Annotated in this window: 13 protein-coding genes; 2 read left to right on the top strand and 11 right to left on the bottom strand. The window is 62.5% G+C overall.

The features are described 5' to 3' along the window. Window positions 1-227: 227 nt before the first annotated feature. The gene (locus tag AB8B20_RS22530) at window positions 228-737 is read left to right on the top strand and encodes a GcrA family cell cycle regulator (RefSeq protein WP_068737968.1); all 510 of its coding nucleotides are present in this window, start codon (window positions 228-230) and stop codon (window positions 735-737) included. A gap of 103 nt (window positions 738-840) precedes the next feature. Here AB8B20_RS22530 and phoB read toward each other — a convergent pair whose 3' ends face one another. From phoB to AB8B20_RS22480, 10 genes are all read right to left on the bottom strand, one after another. Next, window positions 841-1,545, bottom strand: a complete 705-nt coding sequence (gene phoB / locus AB8B20_RS22525) for a phosphate regulon transcriptional regulator PhoB (RefSeq protein ID WP_068737970.1) — start codon at window positions 1,543-1,545, stop codon at window positions 841-843. A gap of 92 nt (window positions 1,546-1,637) precedes the next feature. Next, on the bottom strand, window positions 1,638-2,351 hold the full coding sequence (gene phoU / locus AB8B20_RS22520) for a phosphate signaling complex protein PhoU (RefSeq protein ID WP_439073520.1): 714 nt from the start codon (window positions 2,349-2,351) through the stop codon (window positions 1,638-1,640). A 28-nt stretch (window positions 2,352-2,379) separates the two neighbouring features. Then, window positions 2,380-3,207 (bottom strand): phosphate ABC transporter ATP-binding protein PstB, encoded by an 828-nt coding sequence (gene pstB, locus AB8B20_RS22515; RefSeq protein WP_315840220.1) that lies wholly within the window; start codon window positions 3,205-3,207, stop codon window positions 2,380-2,382. Further along, window positions 3,204-4,049, bottom strand: a complete 846-nt coding sequence (pstA, locus tag AB8B20_RS22510) for a phosphate ABC transporter permease PstA (protein WP_089266762.1) — start codon at window positions 4,047-4,049, stop codon at window positions 3,204-3,206. The genes pstB and pstA overlap by 4 nt, the downstream gene beginning before the upstream one ends. A 1-nt stretch (window position 4,050) precedes the next feature. Then, window positions 4,051-5,049, bottom strand: a complete 999-nt coding sequence (gene pstC, locus AB8B20_RS22505) for a phosphate ABC transporter permease subunit PstC (RefSeq protein ID WP_093758054.1) — start codon at window positions 5,047-5,049, stop codon at window positions 4,051-4,053. A 147-nt stretch (window positions 5,050-5,196) separates the two neighbouring features. Then, the gene (pstS, locus tag AB8B20_RS22500) at window positions 5,197-6,207 is read right to left on the bottom strand and encodes a phosphate ABC transporter substrate-binding protein PstS (protein ID WP_439073522.1); all 1,011 of its coding nucleotides are present in this window, start codon (window positions 6,205-6,207) and stop codon (window positions 5,197-5,199) included. A gap of 439 nt (window positions 6,208-6,646) precedes the next feature. After that, a complete protein-coding gene (locus AB8B20_RS22495) occupies window positions 6,647-7,963 on the bottom strand; it encodes an ATP-binding protein (RefSeq protein WP_089266759.1) in 1,317 nt (438 codons plus the stop codon). 39 nt (window positions 7,964-8,002) lie between these two features. After that, complete coding sequence (locus AB8B20_RS22490) at window positions 8,003-9,049, bottom strand: lysylphosphatidylglycerol synthase domain-containing protein (RefSeq protein ID WP_089266758.1); 1,047 nt, start codon at window positions 9,047-9,049, stop codon at window positions 8,003-8,005. Between the two features lie 327 nt (window positions 9,050-9,376). Next, on the bottom strand, window positions 9,377-9,676 hold the full coding sequence (locus tag AB8B20_RS22485) for a hypothetical protein (RefSeq protein ID WP_309940781.1): 300 nt from the start codon (window positions 9,674-9,676) through the stop codon (window positions 9,377-9,379). Next, window positions 9,673-11,076: an OmpA family protein gene (locus AB8B20_RS22480; RefSeq protein ID WP_439073523.1), complete on the bottom strand. Its 1,404-nt coding sequence runs from the start codon at window positions 11,074-11,076 to the stop codon at window positions 9,673-9,675. Before AB8B20_RS22480 ends, AB8B20_RS22485 begins: the two co-directional genes overlap by 4 nt. Window positions 11,077-11,238: 162 nt before the next feature. Here AB8B20_RS22480 and AB8B20_RS22475 point away from each other — a divergent pair, with 162 nt between their 5' ends. Continuing rightward, window positions 11,239-12,297: a polysaccharide deacetylase family protein gene (locus AB8B20_RS22475; protein WP_439073525.1), complete on the top strand. Its 1,059-nt coding sequence runs from the start codon at window positions 11,239-11,241 to the stop codon at window positions 12,295-12,297. 56 nt (window positions 12,298-12,353) lie between these two features. Here AB8B20_RS22475 and AB8B20_RS22470 read toward each other — a convergent pair whose 3' ends face one another. Then, window positions 12,354-13,079: a CBS domain-containing protein gene (locus AB8B20_RS22470; protein WP_439073527.1), complete on the bottom strand. Its 726-nt coding sequence runs from the start codon at window positions 13,077-13,079 to the stop codon at window positions 12,354-12,356. Window positions 13,080-13,182 lie beyond the last annotated feature (103 nt).

The following is a 13,182-nucleotide window of genomic DNA, read 5'->3' as shown; positions in this document are numbered from 1 at the left end:
GGCATGCCCGACTCTTGCGCGCGAGTCACGGCATATTGTAGCTTTTGCCTCGTCGGATACGACATCTCGTGCGGCGGTAGATCCTTTTGACACATCCAGTGCGGCGTAACAGCCGGACGCGAAATTCGCGCCCGGTGAGCGCTAAAGGATTCTGACCGCAGGGATTTTTGAAGTCTCAACTCGCAGCGCTGCCCGGTCAGGCCGGCGCTCACGAAGGGAAAACGGCGATGACGGTAATGACATGGACCGACGATCGCGTCGAACAGTTGAAGAAACTCTGGGAAGGCGGCCTTTCCGCCAGCCAGATCGCTGCGGAACTCGGTAACGTGACCCGCAACGCCGTGATCGGCAAGGTGCACCGCCTTGGCCTGTCCGGCCGTGCCAAGAGCCCCTCCTCGGCAGCTCCGCGGCAGCGCAAGGCGCGCCCGGCACAGCAGATGGTGCGCGTCGCCCGCCCGATGGCCCGTGGCAACACAGCATTGGCCCATAACTACGAGATCGAGGCCGAGCCCGACCCGATCGCCTATGACAACATCGTGCCGATCAGCCAGCGCCTGTCGCTGGTCGAACTCAACGAAGCCACCTGCCATTGGCCGATCGGCGATCCGTCGAGCGCGGACTTCTATTTCTGCGGCGGCAAGGCCCTGGCCGGCGCCCCCTATTGCGCGCATCACTCGCGCATCGCCTATCAGCCGGCCAGCGACCGCCGCCGCGCGGTGCCGAAGCCGACGCGCTGAGCTGGAAAGTATCTAAACCAAATGAAAATGCCCGGCGATGAGCCGGGCATTTTTTTGTTTGGGGCTTCTAACCTCTCCCCGCTTGCGGGGAGAAGGAAGATACCTACTCCGCCGCCTTGTCGAACCGATCATCCAGCGCGTAGCCGGCGCCGCGCACGGTGCGGATCGGATCGGGCTCACCGGCGGGGTTGAGCAGCTTGCGCAGGCGGCCGATATGCACGTCGACGGTGCGCTCGTCGATATAGATGTCGCGGCCCCAGACGCTGTCGAGCAACTGCTCGCGGCTGAACACGCGGCCCGGATGTTCCAGGAAGAACTCCAGCAGGCGATATTCGGTCGGACCGAGATCGATCGGACGGCTTGAGCGCACGACGCGGCGCTTATCACGGTCGAGTTCGATGTCGCCAAATGCCAAAACGGTAGCGAGACGCTCGGGAGCTGCACGACGGAGCAGGCCCTTCACGCGGGCCAGGAGCTCCGGCACGGAGAACGGCTTGACGATGTAGTCGTCGGCACCGGTGGCGAGACCGCGAACGCGCTCGCTCTCTTCGCCACGCGCCGTCAGCATGATGATCGGCAATGCCTTGGTTTCGGGCCGTGCGCGCAAGCGGCGGCACAGTTCGATGCCGGACAGGCCCGGCAGCATCCAGTCGAGCACCACGAGATCCGGCACCCGCTCCTTCAAGCGGGTGTCGGCATCGTCGCCGCGAGCGACGGTTTCAACATCATAGCCTTCGGCGTCGAGGTTGTAGCGAAGCAGCGTCGTTAGTGCCTCTTCATCTTCCACAACCAGAATGCGTGCATTCACAGCCATCTTGATCAATACCCTCAGTGACGTCCGACAAGTCTTTAAATCATGATCCTTGCGGAAGACTGGCTTCCACTTTTCCTGATCATGCTTCAGGCCGTCGGCGTATTCGCGAATGTGGTCATGTCGCCCTTCGGGCGCTTGTCGAGGATCTGCTGGCCCTCGATCATGTAGAACACGGTTTCCGCAATATTGGTGGCATGGTCACCGATCCGCTCGATATTCTTGGCGCAGAACATCAGGTGGATACAGAACGAAATATTACGCGGGTCTTCCATCATATAGGTCAGGAGTTCGCGGAACAGCGAGGTGCAGATCGCGTCGATTTCCTCGTCGCCCTTCCACACCGTCATCGCGGCGGGCAGATCGTGTGCGGCATAGGCGTCGAGCACAGCCTTGACCTGGGTGGTCACGAGGTCGGTCATGTGCTCGAGGCCGCGGATCAGCTTCAGCGGATGGAAGTCGCTGTCGAGTGCATTGACGCGCTTGCCGATATTCTTGGAGAGATCGCCGATGCGTTCCAGATCGGTGGCGACGCGCAGCGCGCCGACGATCTCGCGCAAATCGACAGCCATTGGCTGGCGCTTGGCGATGGTCAGCACGGCGCGCTCTTCGATCGTGCGCTGCAACTGGTCGATCTCGGAGTCAGTGGCGACGACGCGCGCACCGAGCGCGACGTCCCGGCGGATCAGCGCATCGACGGATTCGACGATCTGCCGTTCCGCGAGGCCACCCATCTCGGCAACGAGACGGGTCAGCTCCTGCAGATCGTCGTCGAAAGCCTTGGTGGTGTGTTCAAAAGCCATCTCAAATTCCTCCCGCGAATATGTCGCGTCAGCCGAAGCGGCCGGTGATGTAATCCTGGGTACGGCGGTCGGTCGGCGACGTGAAGATCTTGTTGGTCTGATCGAACTCGATCAACTCGCCGAGATACATGAAGGCCGTGCTGTCGGAGACGCGGGCAGCCTGCTGCATGTTATGGGTCACGATCGCGATCGTATACTGATCCTTCAACTCGTCGATCAGCTCCTCGATCTTCGCGGTCGAGATCGGATCCAGCGCCGAGCACGGCTCGTCGAACAGGATCACTTCCGGCCGAACCGCGATGGTGCGCGCGATGCACAGGCGCTGCTGCTGACCGCCCGACAGGCTGAGGCCCGACGCGTTGAGCTTGTCCTTGACTTCGTTCCAGAGCGCACCGCCGCGCAGCGCCCTCTCGACGCGCACGTCCATCTCGGACTTGGAGATCTTTTCGTAGAGGCGGATACCGAAGGCGATGTTTTCGTAAATCGTCATCGGGAACGGAGTCGGCTTCTGGAACACCATGCCGACGCGGGCGCGCAGCAGGTTGAGGTCCAGCTTCGGATCCAGAATGTTCTGGTTATCGAGCATGAGCTGACCTTCGGCGCGCTGGCCGGGATACAGATCATACATGCGGTTGAAGATGCGCAGCAGCGTGGACTTGCCGCAGCCCGACGGGCCGATGAACGCAGTCACGCGGTTCGCCATCAGCGTCAGGTTGATCTTCTTCAGGGCGTGGTGTTCGCCATAGTAGAAGTTCAGGTCGCGCACGGTGACCTTGGGACGGGTCTCGCCCTGCAGGGCCGACGGCGGCGGCATCGAGACGGAAGGAACGCCAGACGACACAGAAAGCTCACTCATTTTGCTGTCCTCTCGGCGCCGAGAATGCGCGCGCCAATGTTAAGGGCAAGTACGGTCAAGGTGATGATCAGGGCACCGCTCCAGGCGAGCTGCTTCCAGTACTCGTAGGGGCTCTGCACGAAGTTGTTGATGGTCACCGGCAGGTTGGCCATCGTCTTGGTGAGATCGAGGCTGAAGAACTGGTTGCTCAGCGCGGTGAACAGCAGCGGCGCCGTTTCACCGGCGACACGCGCCGTCGCCAGCAGCACGCCGGTGATGAGACCGGCGCGGGCTGCACGATAGGCGATCCGCTTGATGACCAGGGAGCGCGGCAGGCCGAGCGCCGAGGCCGCTTCGCGCAGCGGGTTCGGCACGAGACCAAGCATATCTTCAGTGGTGCGAACCACAACGGGGATCACGATCACGGCGAGCGCAAGCGAACCGGCGAGAGCCGAGAAGCCGCCCATCGGAACCACCACCGCACCATAAACGAACAGGCCGATGATGATGGACGGGGCCGACAGCAACACGTCGTTGATGAAGCGGATCACCGAGGTGAGTTTGTCGTGCTTGCCGTATTCCGCGAGATAGGTGCCGGCAAACAGGCCGAGCGGCGCGCCGATGCCGACGCCGATGACGGTCATGATGATCGAACCGACGATGGCATTGAGCAGGCCGCCTTCCATGGAGCCGGGCGGCGGCGTGTTCTGGGTGAAGATCTGCAGGCTGATGCCGGCGATACCGTTGTAGAACAGCGTGAACAGGATCAGCGCAAGCCAGGTGACGCCAAAGAGAGCGGCACCCATGCAGAGCCCACGGATGATCATGTCGTTGCGGCGGCGTGAAGCGTAAATCGGGTTCATATTAGTTGCCCGCCTTCTTTTCCAGACGCAGCAGCATCAGACGCGCTGCCGAGAGCACGAAGAATGTCAGCACGAACAGCAGGAGACCGAGCAGGATCAGACCCGATTGATGCAGACCGTCGCTCTCCGCGAACTCGCTGGCGATCGCTGCCGAGATCGTGGTGCCCGGGCCAAAGATCGAGCCTGTGATCCGGAACGAGTTTCCGATGATGAAGGTCACCGCCATCGTTTCACCGAGCGCACGGCCGAGCGCCAGCATGACGCCACCGATCACACCAACGCGGGTATAGGGGATGACGACGTTGCGGACGACTTCCCAAGTGGTGCAGCCGACGCCGTAAGCGGCTTCCTTGAGCACCGGCGGCACCGTCTTGAACACGTCGACCGAGATCGAGGTGATGAAGGGCAGCACCATGATGGCGAGGATCAGCGACGCGTTGAACAGCGAGAGATAGGACGGCGGGCCGGCGAAGATCACGCCGAGGACCGGGACGCCTTCGAAGGCGTTGATCATGAATGGCTGCACGTGGTTGGCCAGGAACGGGCCGAGCACGAAGAAGCCCCACATGCCGTAGATGATCGAAGGAATACCGGCGAGAAGCTCAACCGCCATGCCGATCGGGCGGCGCAGCCAGTTCGGGCACAGTTCGGTGAGGAAGATCGCGATGCCGATGCCGACCGGAATGGCGATAGCCATCGCGATCACCGAGGTGATCATCGTGCCGTAGATCGGGCCGAGCGCTCCCAGCACCGGCGGATCAGCCGACGGTGCCCAGCGCTGCGTCGTCAGGAACGAAAAGCCGAATTCGCGGAGCGCCGGCCACGCACCAACGATAAGCGACAGAATGATGCCGCCGAGGATAAACAGAACGGACAGCGCCGAGATGCGGGTGATCCAATAAAACGCCTGGTCCCCCGTCTTGAAGGCATTCAAAGCCTTCGCACGATCATAAGGTCCGGCAGCGTCCATCGAAGAGCTCTGTACGGCCATGTCTGCCACGCCAGTCCCCTGTAATTGTTACAATACCCCAAAACGCATTGCCCTGGAGGGGCTTGTCAGGGCGCGAAGTCAGAAGAGAAGAAGAAAGAAATTCAGCCCTGCAGCAAACGGAGGAGAGATGCCCCTCTCCTCCGCCCACACACCAGATCAGCTCTTGATGTCAGCCGACCAGGTCTTTTCGATCAGTTTGACGACCGAGTCCGGCATCGGGATGTAGTCGAGCTCTTCGGCAGCCTTGTCGCCCTTTTCGAACGACCACTTGAAGAACTTCAGCGCTTCAGCCGAGGCCGCCTTGTCGGTCGGGGCCTTGTGCATGAGGATGAAGGTCGCCGCAGTGATCGGCCAGGACGCTTCGCCCGGCTGGTCGGTGAGGATCACGTAGTAGCCGGGAGCCTTGGCCCAGTCGGCATTGGCAGCAGCAGCCTGGAAGGCAGCGACGGTCGGCTGCACGGTCTTGCCAGCCTTGTTGACGAGGCCGGCATAGGTCAGCTTGTTCTGCTTGGCGTAAGCATATTCAACGTAACCGATTGCGTTCTTGGTCTGACCGACGTTGCCGGCAACGCCTTCATTGCCCTTGGCGCCGACGCCAACCGGCCACTCGACAGCCGTACCGGTGCCAACCTTGGTCTTCCAGTCAGCCGAGGCCTTCGACAGATAGTCGGTGAAGTTGAAGGTGGTGCCCGAACCGTCCGAACGACGAACGACGGTGATGGCAGCCGAGGGCAGCTTCAGCTTCGGGTTCAGCTTGGCGATGGCAGCGTTGTCCCACTTGGTGACCTTGCCGAGATAGATGTCGCCGAGCACTTCGCCGGAGAGAACCAGCTCGCCAGAGGCAATGCCTTCGAGATTCACGACGGGAACGATCGCGCCCATCACCATCGGCCACTGAACGAGGCCGTCCTTCTCGAGCTGCTCAGCCTTGAGCGGCGCGTCGGTGGCGCCGAAGGTCACGGTCTTGGCCTGGATCTGCTTGATGCCGGCGCCCGAACCAATCGACTGGTAGTTCAAACCATTGCCAGTCTCTTTCTTGTAGGCGTCGGCCCACTTCGAATAGACCGGGAACGGGAAGGTTGCGCCGGCACCCGTGATGTCGGCGGCAAATGCCGAGGTCGAGGCGGCAACGAGGCCGGCAGCGACGATCGCTTTGAGGAATTTCATGGGATGTCTCCAATCTCGTGAGCGACCGCGCCGGATGCGCCAGTTGTGCTCACGCCGCCCGTTTAGGGGTGGTCGATTGTGCTTTTATGATAGTTCCGTGACACTTGGATGACGGCACCAAGCACTTGTAAATGCTTTGTTTTTCTGCCTCCGCGGATAATTTTACCGTGCAAATGACATCGAAAATGCCCTGCCATAAGGATCATGCCAGGCCGTCAAAATCCGCCGTCACAGGGGTTAACAATATGTTTCAGCAGGCGGAATCCGGCCTCGCGCGCATGCGCGCGTATGACAGCGGCGGGCACGATATTGAGGGGGATCGGACGCAATGCCGCACCATCCGCCAGGGCTTTTTGACTGTCTGAGCGAAGCGCTGCGATGCCCGACCGCCCGAGGGCGGCCCTGACGGGCGCAAGAGAACGAAGAGAGTTTTAAGGCGTCAGGACGCGGCGGAGGTAGGAGGGGCCGGCGGCGTCTTCACCTGCGGAAAGGCGGCGGTAAAAGTCGCGCCGTTCTTCGGCACGCTTTCGATCAGCAGCCGGCCGCGATGCCGGTTCAGGATGTGCTTCACCAGCGAGAGGCCGAGGCCCGTACCGCCCTGTGCGCGGCTGTCGCCGACATCGACCCGGTAGAAACGCTCGGTCAGGCGCGGCAGATGCTCGGGGGCGATGCCCGGGCCATAGTCCCGCACGGCGACGCGGATCTCCGGCACACCCTCCGAGGTCGACTCCGTGGTCAACGATACGTCCACCTTGCCACCGGATGCGCCGTATTTCAGCGCGTTCTCGATCAGGTTCTCGAACAGCCGAAGCAATTCCTCGCGATCGCCAGCGATGGACACCGGCGTCTCCGGCAGCGCCATTTCGATCCTGACGTTGCGCTCATTGGCCAGCGGCTCCAGCCCATCGCCGACCTGACGGATAATGGGGAGAATATCCACCAGCGTATCCGGCCGCACATGCGCCGACAGTTCGACGCGCGACAGCGACAGCAGATCGTCGATCAGCCGCGCCATGCGGGTCGCCTGCGCATGCATGATGCCGAGAAAGCGCTCGCGCGCCTTGGCGTCGTCCTTGGCCGGCCCCTGCAGCGTATCGATGAAACCGGACAGCGCCGCCAGCGGCGTGCGCAGCTCGTGGCTGGCATTGGCGACGAAGTCGGCACGCATTTCCTCGACACGGCGCAGCGGCGTCTGGTCGTGGAACGTCATCAGCATACAGGTGTCGGTGCCGCCAAAGGCGGTCGGAACCGGCACCGGTGTGATCATCAGTTCCATCCAGCGATCGACCGGAACGTGGTCGAGATAGGTGGCGCGGCGCGGCTCGGTGGTGGCGATGGACTCGCGCAAGGCGGTGATGATCTCCGGCGAGCGCAGCGCGAATTGCGCCAGTTCGTTCTTGCGGAGTGCGGGCGCGAGCTGCGCCGCTGCGGCATTGAGATGGATGACGCGGCCGGCACGGTCGAGCAGCACGGCGGGATCGGGAATGCCGGCGATGATGGCGCGCACCGCAGGCGCCTCGACAGGATTGGCGGCCAGCGCCTCGTCGCGCGCCGTCACCACGTCATGCAGCCGCCACGGCACCAGCGCCGCGCCGGCGATACAGACGAACACGATGCCCGCGCGAACAGGCGACAGCTCGCCGAAAAACACCAGTGCGGCTAGCGCCAGGCCGGCGGCCAGCAGGATGATCGCCGAATGCCGCAGCCGGTCCGGCCACGGCGAAAACATGGTCGATGGAGAAGCTTCAATGGCCATCTGAACCGGATCTCTTCCTGCTGCGAATGCGAACGTATGTCAGGCGCCGGAGCGGCCATGTTCCTTGAGCGGGTGGCCGACGCCGGGCTTGGCGTCCGCCGCGACCGCCTGCAGCTTTTTCGATCGCGAACCGATAATAAGCTCGCGAAGCGTCAGTAACATGACTGATATAAAGAACGGCGCGAGGTAATAAAGCACCCTGAACAGCAGCATGCCAGCCAGCAGCTTTTCCTGATCCATCATTTCGAGGCCAACCAGCATGGCGGCGTCGAACACGCCAAGACCGCCGGGCGAATGGCTGGCGAAACCCAGCAAGGTGGCCGAGACGAACACCACCGCCACCACGACGAAACCGACGTCGGGCTCGGCGGGCACCAGCATGTACATCGCCAGCGCGCAGAAACCGAGATCGATGATGCCGATGGTGATCTGCAGCAGGGTCAGCGGGCCGCCCGGCAGTACCACCGACCATGGGCCGCGGCCGACGCTGCGCGGCTTCATCCAGACCCAGACCACATAGCCGACGAGGCCGGCGAGGATGATATAGGCCAGGATGCGGTTCATCCATGGCGGCACCTGGTTGATCGCGCTGGCCGCCTCCGGGTGATAGGCGATGCCCATGCCGAGCACCGCGAGATTGCCGAGCCAGAAGGTGAGGCCGGCGAGAAAGACGATCTTGGCGACATCGACGGCGCTGAGATCCCAGGCCGAATAGATGCGATAGCGCACCGCGCCGCCGGTGAAGACGCTGGCGCCGACATTGTGGCCGATGGAATAGCTGGTGAAAGCCGCCAGCGCGTTGATCCGGTACGGCACGTCGCGGCGACCGATCGTGCGCACCGCGAACCAGTCATAGAATGTCAGCGTGAAATAGCCGGCGGCGACCGACAGCGCCGACAGCATGATCAGCCGCGGCTCGGTCTCGGTCATCGCCCGGAAAACGGCAGCAGCGTCGATGTTGCGCAGCTTGTGATACAGCATGTAGCAGGCGATGCCGATCACCGCGACGCTGATCAAGACACCGAGCTTGTGCAGGATTTGCTTCTCGCGCAGAAACGAGATCGCCCTGCGTATTGCTTCCAGCATCTCAACCTCGAATGCGATCCCCTGACCAGAGAGATCTGGACCAGGAAGTCAGACTAGCCTCGGCGGAACCGCCACATCAGTTGTCTCCGGCACAACCGTCGTAGCGCGTTTTGCGGCAAAGTGGAATTCGCCGGCTGTGAATAAAAACAAGCCACATCAGTATATTAGGTCAGTCCTAACAAACCACCAGCCTCTCGGGCGCATTCGCTGCGGCAAAATGCCGACGTCGTGACGCGTCTCACGTGACAATGAGGCTTTCGTGACCTCATGCCGCCGATTTGGCGGCGAGACGTTGATAAAAAAGACGGCAGCGGCGCACCACAGTCCTCAGCTCGCGCGGGCCTGCTGCCTGACCACCACGATGTCGCGCAGCCATGATCCGATGGCGCAGCCGACGAGATAGAAGCCGAACAAGGCGAGGCCGAGATCGAGCCAGTAGCCGAAGCGGCCGGGCACGACCTTGGCAATCGCGATGCCGACGATGACCGCGGCGATCACCGACAGGCGCTGGATCCAGACCCGCGACACCGAACGCCCGCGATAGACCACGGCGATCCAGCCCATGCAGAAGCCGATCAGGAACGCCCCGAGCAGCCAGCCCCAGTGAAACATCGCAAGATAGGTCATGGCGCTTGCCTCACGACGAATTCGATCCGGCGATTCTGCAGCTTGCCTTCGTCGGTATCGTTGGTGGCGATCGGCTGCGTGCTGCCGTAGCCGATGGTGGAGAAACGGTCCGCCGGCAGGCCGGCCTTCACAAGATATTCTTCGACGGCGAGCGCGCGCTTTTCCGACAGCGACTGATTGAACGCCGCATCGCCATCGCCGTCGGTGTGACCGGCAATCTCGACCCGGACATTGGGGCAGCGCATGGCGATTTCCACGAGGCGATCGAGCAAGCCCGCGGAATCCACATTGATGCTGGCGCTGGACGTCTCGAACCGGATGCGACCCTTGGTCAGGTTCTGCGCGAAGAGCTGCTGGCACACGCTGGCATCGACCGGTGCCGCGGCGGGCTTCACCGAGACTTCGGCCTTGGCCTGCCAACCCTGCGGGAGTTCGCGCGCCAGGCTTGCGCGGATCTGGTCCGCGGCCACTTCGTAGAGCGCGTCACCTGACAGCTTCACCTCGCGGTCGGACACCACCAGCGTGCCGGTCGACAGCCGCGACAGCGCACCCAATGCCGTCGTCACCGCGGCGGCAAAACCACCGGGCGCGCCGATACTGGCCTTCAGGTTATCGACGATCTTCTCATTGCCGAACTTGCGTCCGGCAGCCGACGCCAGCGCGGCGTGAATGGTGTTGTCCGGGACATAGCCGCTCAGCGTCAGCGTATTCGTCACCGGGTCCTTGTTGGCCTGGAACACATAGGGCGGCGCCTTGACGTCATTGGCCGCGACCGTGAAACCTTCCGGCAGATTCTTCAACGCGGCCGCAATGGCTTCGCGGCCACCGAGATCGCGCGCCATGCCGGAGAGGCTGACATTGGTATCCGAAATCACCGCCTTGCCTTCCTTCAGCTTGGCGACCTGATCGAGCAACAACACAGCTGCGGCATCGAACCGCGGCGGCGCGCCGCGCTTCAGACCCATGCGGTCGGAGACCTCGGTTCCGCTGAGTGCGGCGCGGGCCGCTTCCACGATGCGCGCCTTGCTGGCCGGCAATGGCGCGGTTCCCCACAGCGTCACGCGGACATTGTCGCGCTCCGCGACCCAGACGAACGGCTTGGCTTCCGCGACGAGGCGGGTTTCGTCATTGACCAGGCGAACGCCCGGCGTGGCCTCGACCGACGAGACCGCACTGCGGCGACCATCTTCGGAAAATGCTTCGGCAGAAAACGAGACGTCACGCCCGGCAACCGTGATCTGGCTCTTGTCGAGGATCGTGTTTTTCAGCGCCGCAGTGCTGTGCGCCGTTAAATCCGTTTCAAGCGGAATCGTGCTAACCCAGGCAGCAACCGCCCAAAGGATGGCAAGCGGGATGAGCCCGGGCCACCATTTGGCACTCCACCTGTAAAATCCGTGCATTCGACGTCCTGCGGGTCTGGAAACAGAGAGAAAACAAACCCTTGCGGGACTGTCAAATTGAAATCAAGGCAAACCTCTGGCGTCGCCGCGGGTATTCGAATAACGCTTTGTTCAATCGTTTCTGATCATTTCCGTGGGTAGCATCAATTGCTCGGTCATACGATGAAGCAGATTCGCAACACGATTATTCGTGCCGGCCTGGATGCGCTGTATTTCAGCGGCGCCCACCGCGTGTTGCGACCGATCTTCGGCGGCGTGGGCACCATTTTCATGCTGCACCATGTGCGCCCTGCGCATGCCGGTCCGTTCCAGCCCAACCGTCACCTCGAGATCACGCCGGATTTCCTGCGCGCCACCCTCGCTTATCTGCGCGCAACCGACGTCGATATCGTGACGCCCGATGAAGTGCAGCGGCGGTTGACGGAGCGGGATTTCTCGCGCCGTTTCGCCTGTTTCACCTGCGACGACGGCTATCGCGACAACCGCGACCATGCATTGCCCGCGATGCGGGATTTCGACGCTCCCTTCACGGTCTATGTCACCAGCGACTTCGCCTCCGGCACAGGCCGGCTGTGGTGGGTGGCGCTGGAGCGTGTCGTTGCCAGAGCCGATGTGATCGAGGCCCCGATCGACGGACAGATGGTGCGCCTGGACACATCGACTCTCGCCGGCAAGGACATGGCGTTCGACCGCCTGCATGGCTGGCTGCGCGGATTGCCGGAAGAAGCGGATATCCGCCGCGAGGTCAGCGCGCTCTGCGCTGCGCATGGCATCGACGAAGACGCGGTCAGCCGTGAGCTGTGCATGTCGTGGGACGAACTCAAACCTTTCGCCGCCGATCCGCTGGTGACAATCGGCGCGCATACTGTCAGCCACTGCAATCTCGCCAAGCAGACCGAAGCGATGGTCGTGCATGAGCTGTCAGCCAGCCGCACCGATATCGAAAACGTTCTGCAGCGCCCGGCCATGCATCTTGCTTATCCCTATGGCGACCGCTGCGCCGCGGGCACACGGGAATTCGCATTGGCGAAAAGCGCCGGCTTCGAGACAGCCGTGACGACGCGCCCCGGCGTGATCGCCTCGGAGAACTCCTCGCAGCTCACGGCACTGCCGCGCGTCTCGCTGAACGGCAACTATCAGGACACCCGCTATCTGCCGGTGCTGACCTCCGGCGCGGCCACCGCTATGTGGAACGGCTTCCAGCGCGGCGGCGTCGGATAGTCTGGCTCGCTGCAGGCGAACTGCAGTCTTGCTGGAGTCTTGCGTCCTGCGCCGGATCAGACCGGCTTTTGCGGCAGATCGGTCTCCGGCGGAAAATACACGCCCGACATCGGATCGACCCAGCACAGATGCTCGTTGACGCGGGTTACGCCAGCCACATTTTCAGCAGCCACGACAATCGCCCGACGGACATTCTCGTCCGTGATGAAGCCGTCGATGTCCACGACGCCATCCTTCACGCGGACGTCGAGGCCGAATGGTGTCCATTCGTTATGCCTGAGCACAGCGACGATGCGGCGGCGGATCAACGCATCACTCGACCCGACATCGGAGACATCGTGCATGAGATCGGCGATGGCTTCGACGAAATTCTGCCGGCTGACGATACCCACGAGCTTGTCGCCCTGCACCACCGGCACGCGCTTGATGTGATACTTCTCCATCACGTCGACGATATCGGCGAGACCGGTCTCCTCCGTTACCGTGCGGACCTCGCGGGTCATGATCTCATGCACCTTGCGGCCGGCTTCGCGGACATAATCGATGGCCTGCAGGCTGGGGCCACGCACGAATTCGAGCCAGCGCGGACGCCTGCGCTGCGTGCCGACCTCGTGCCGACGCAGGAAGTCCCGCTCGGTCACGATGCCGACCAGCTTGCCGGCCGCATCCACCACAGGCAATCCGCTGACGTGATAATCGATCATCAGCCGCGCAGCTTCGCTAATCGACGCGTCCGGCGACACGGTGACGAGCTTGCGGGTCATAATTTGATGGGCTCTCATGACACTCTCCCGTTGGGTTGAGGTCCGTTTGCTGGACGAACCAACGCGAGAAGCCTACGCCGGCCGCCGGTTCCGGCCTTGATCTGGGTCAACTGCAGCAGCG

The sequence above is a fragment of the Tardiphaga sp. 866_E4_N1_4 genome (assembly GCF_052076075.1).
Classification (GTDB): domain Bacteria; phylum Pseudomonadota; class Alphaproteobacteria; order Rhizobiales; family Xanthobacteraceae; genus Tardiphaga; species Tardiphaga robiniae.
Note: the sequence above shows the minus strand (reverse complement) of the source record. Positions and strands in the feature narration are given on the sequence as shown.

Bases quoted from the DNA above. Each gene is read 5' to 3' on its own strand.
- pstS (WP_439073522.1), bottom strand. From the start codon at position 6,207: ATGAAATTCCTCAAAGCGATCGTCGCTGCCGGCCTCGTTGCCGCCTCG.
- AB8B20_RS22495 (WP_089266759.1), bottom strand. From the start codon at position 7,963: ATGGCCATTGAAGCTTCTCCATCGACCATGTTTTCGCCGTGGCCGGAC.
- AB8B20_RS22485 (WP_309940781.1), bottom strand. From the start codon at position 9,676: ATGACCTATCTTGCGATGTTTCACTGGGGCTGGCTGCTCGGGGCGTTC.
- phoU (WP_439073520.1), bottom strand. From the start codon at position 2,351: ATGGCTTTTGAACACACCACCAAGGCTTTCGACGACGATCTGCAGGAG.
- AB8B20_RS22490 (WP_089266758.1), bottom strand. From the start codon at position 9,049: ATGCTGGAAGCAATACGCAGGGCGATCTCGTTTCTGCGCGAGAAGCAA.
- AB8B20_RS22480 (WP_439073523.1), bottom strand. From the start codon at position 11,076: ATGCACGGATTTTACAGGTGGAGTGCCAAATGGTGGCCCGGGCTCATC.
- AB8B20_RS22470 (WP_439073527.1), bottom strand. From the start codon at position 13,079: ATGAGAGCCCATCAAATTATGACCCGCAAGCTCGTCACCGTGTCGCCG.
- AB8B20_RS22475 (WP_439073525.1), top strand. From the start codon at position 11,239: ATGAAGCAGATTCGCAACACGATTATTCGTGCCGGCCTGGATGCGCTG.
- AB8B20_RS22530 (WP_068737968.1), top strand. From the start codon at position 228: ATGACGGTAATGACATGGACCGACGATCGCGTCGAACAGTTGAAGAAA.
- pstA (WP_089266762.1), bottom strand. From the start codon at position 4,049: ATGAACCCGATTTACGCTTCACGCCGCCGCAACGACATGATCATCCGT.
- pstB (WP_315840220.1), bottom strand. From the start codon at position 3,207: ATGAGTGAGCTTTCTGTGTCGTCTGGCGTTCCTTCCGTCTCGATGCCG.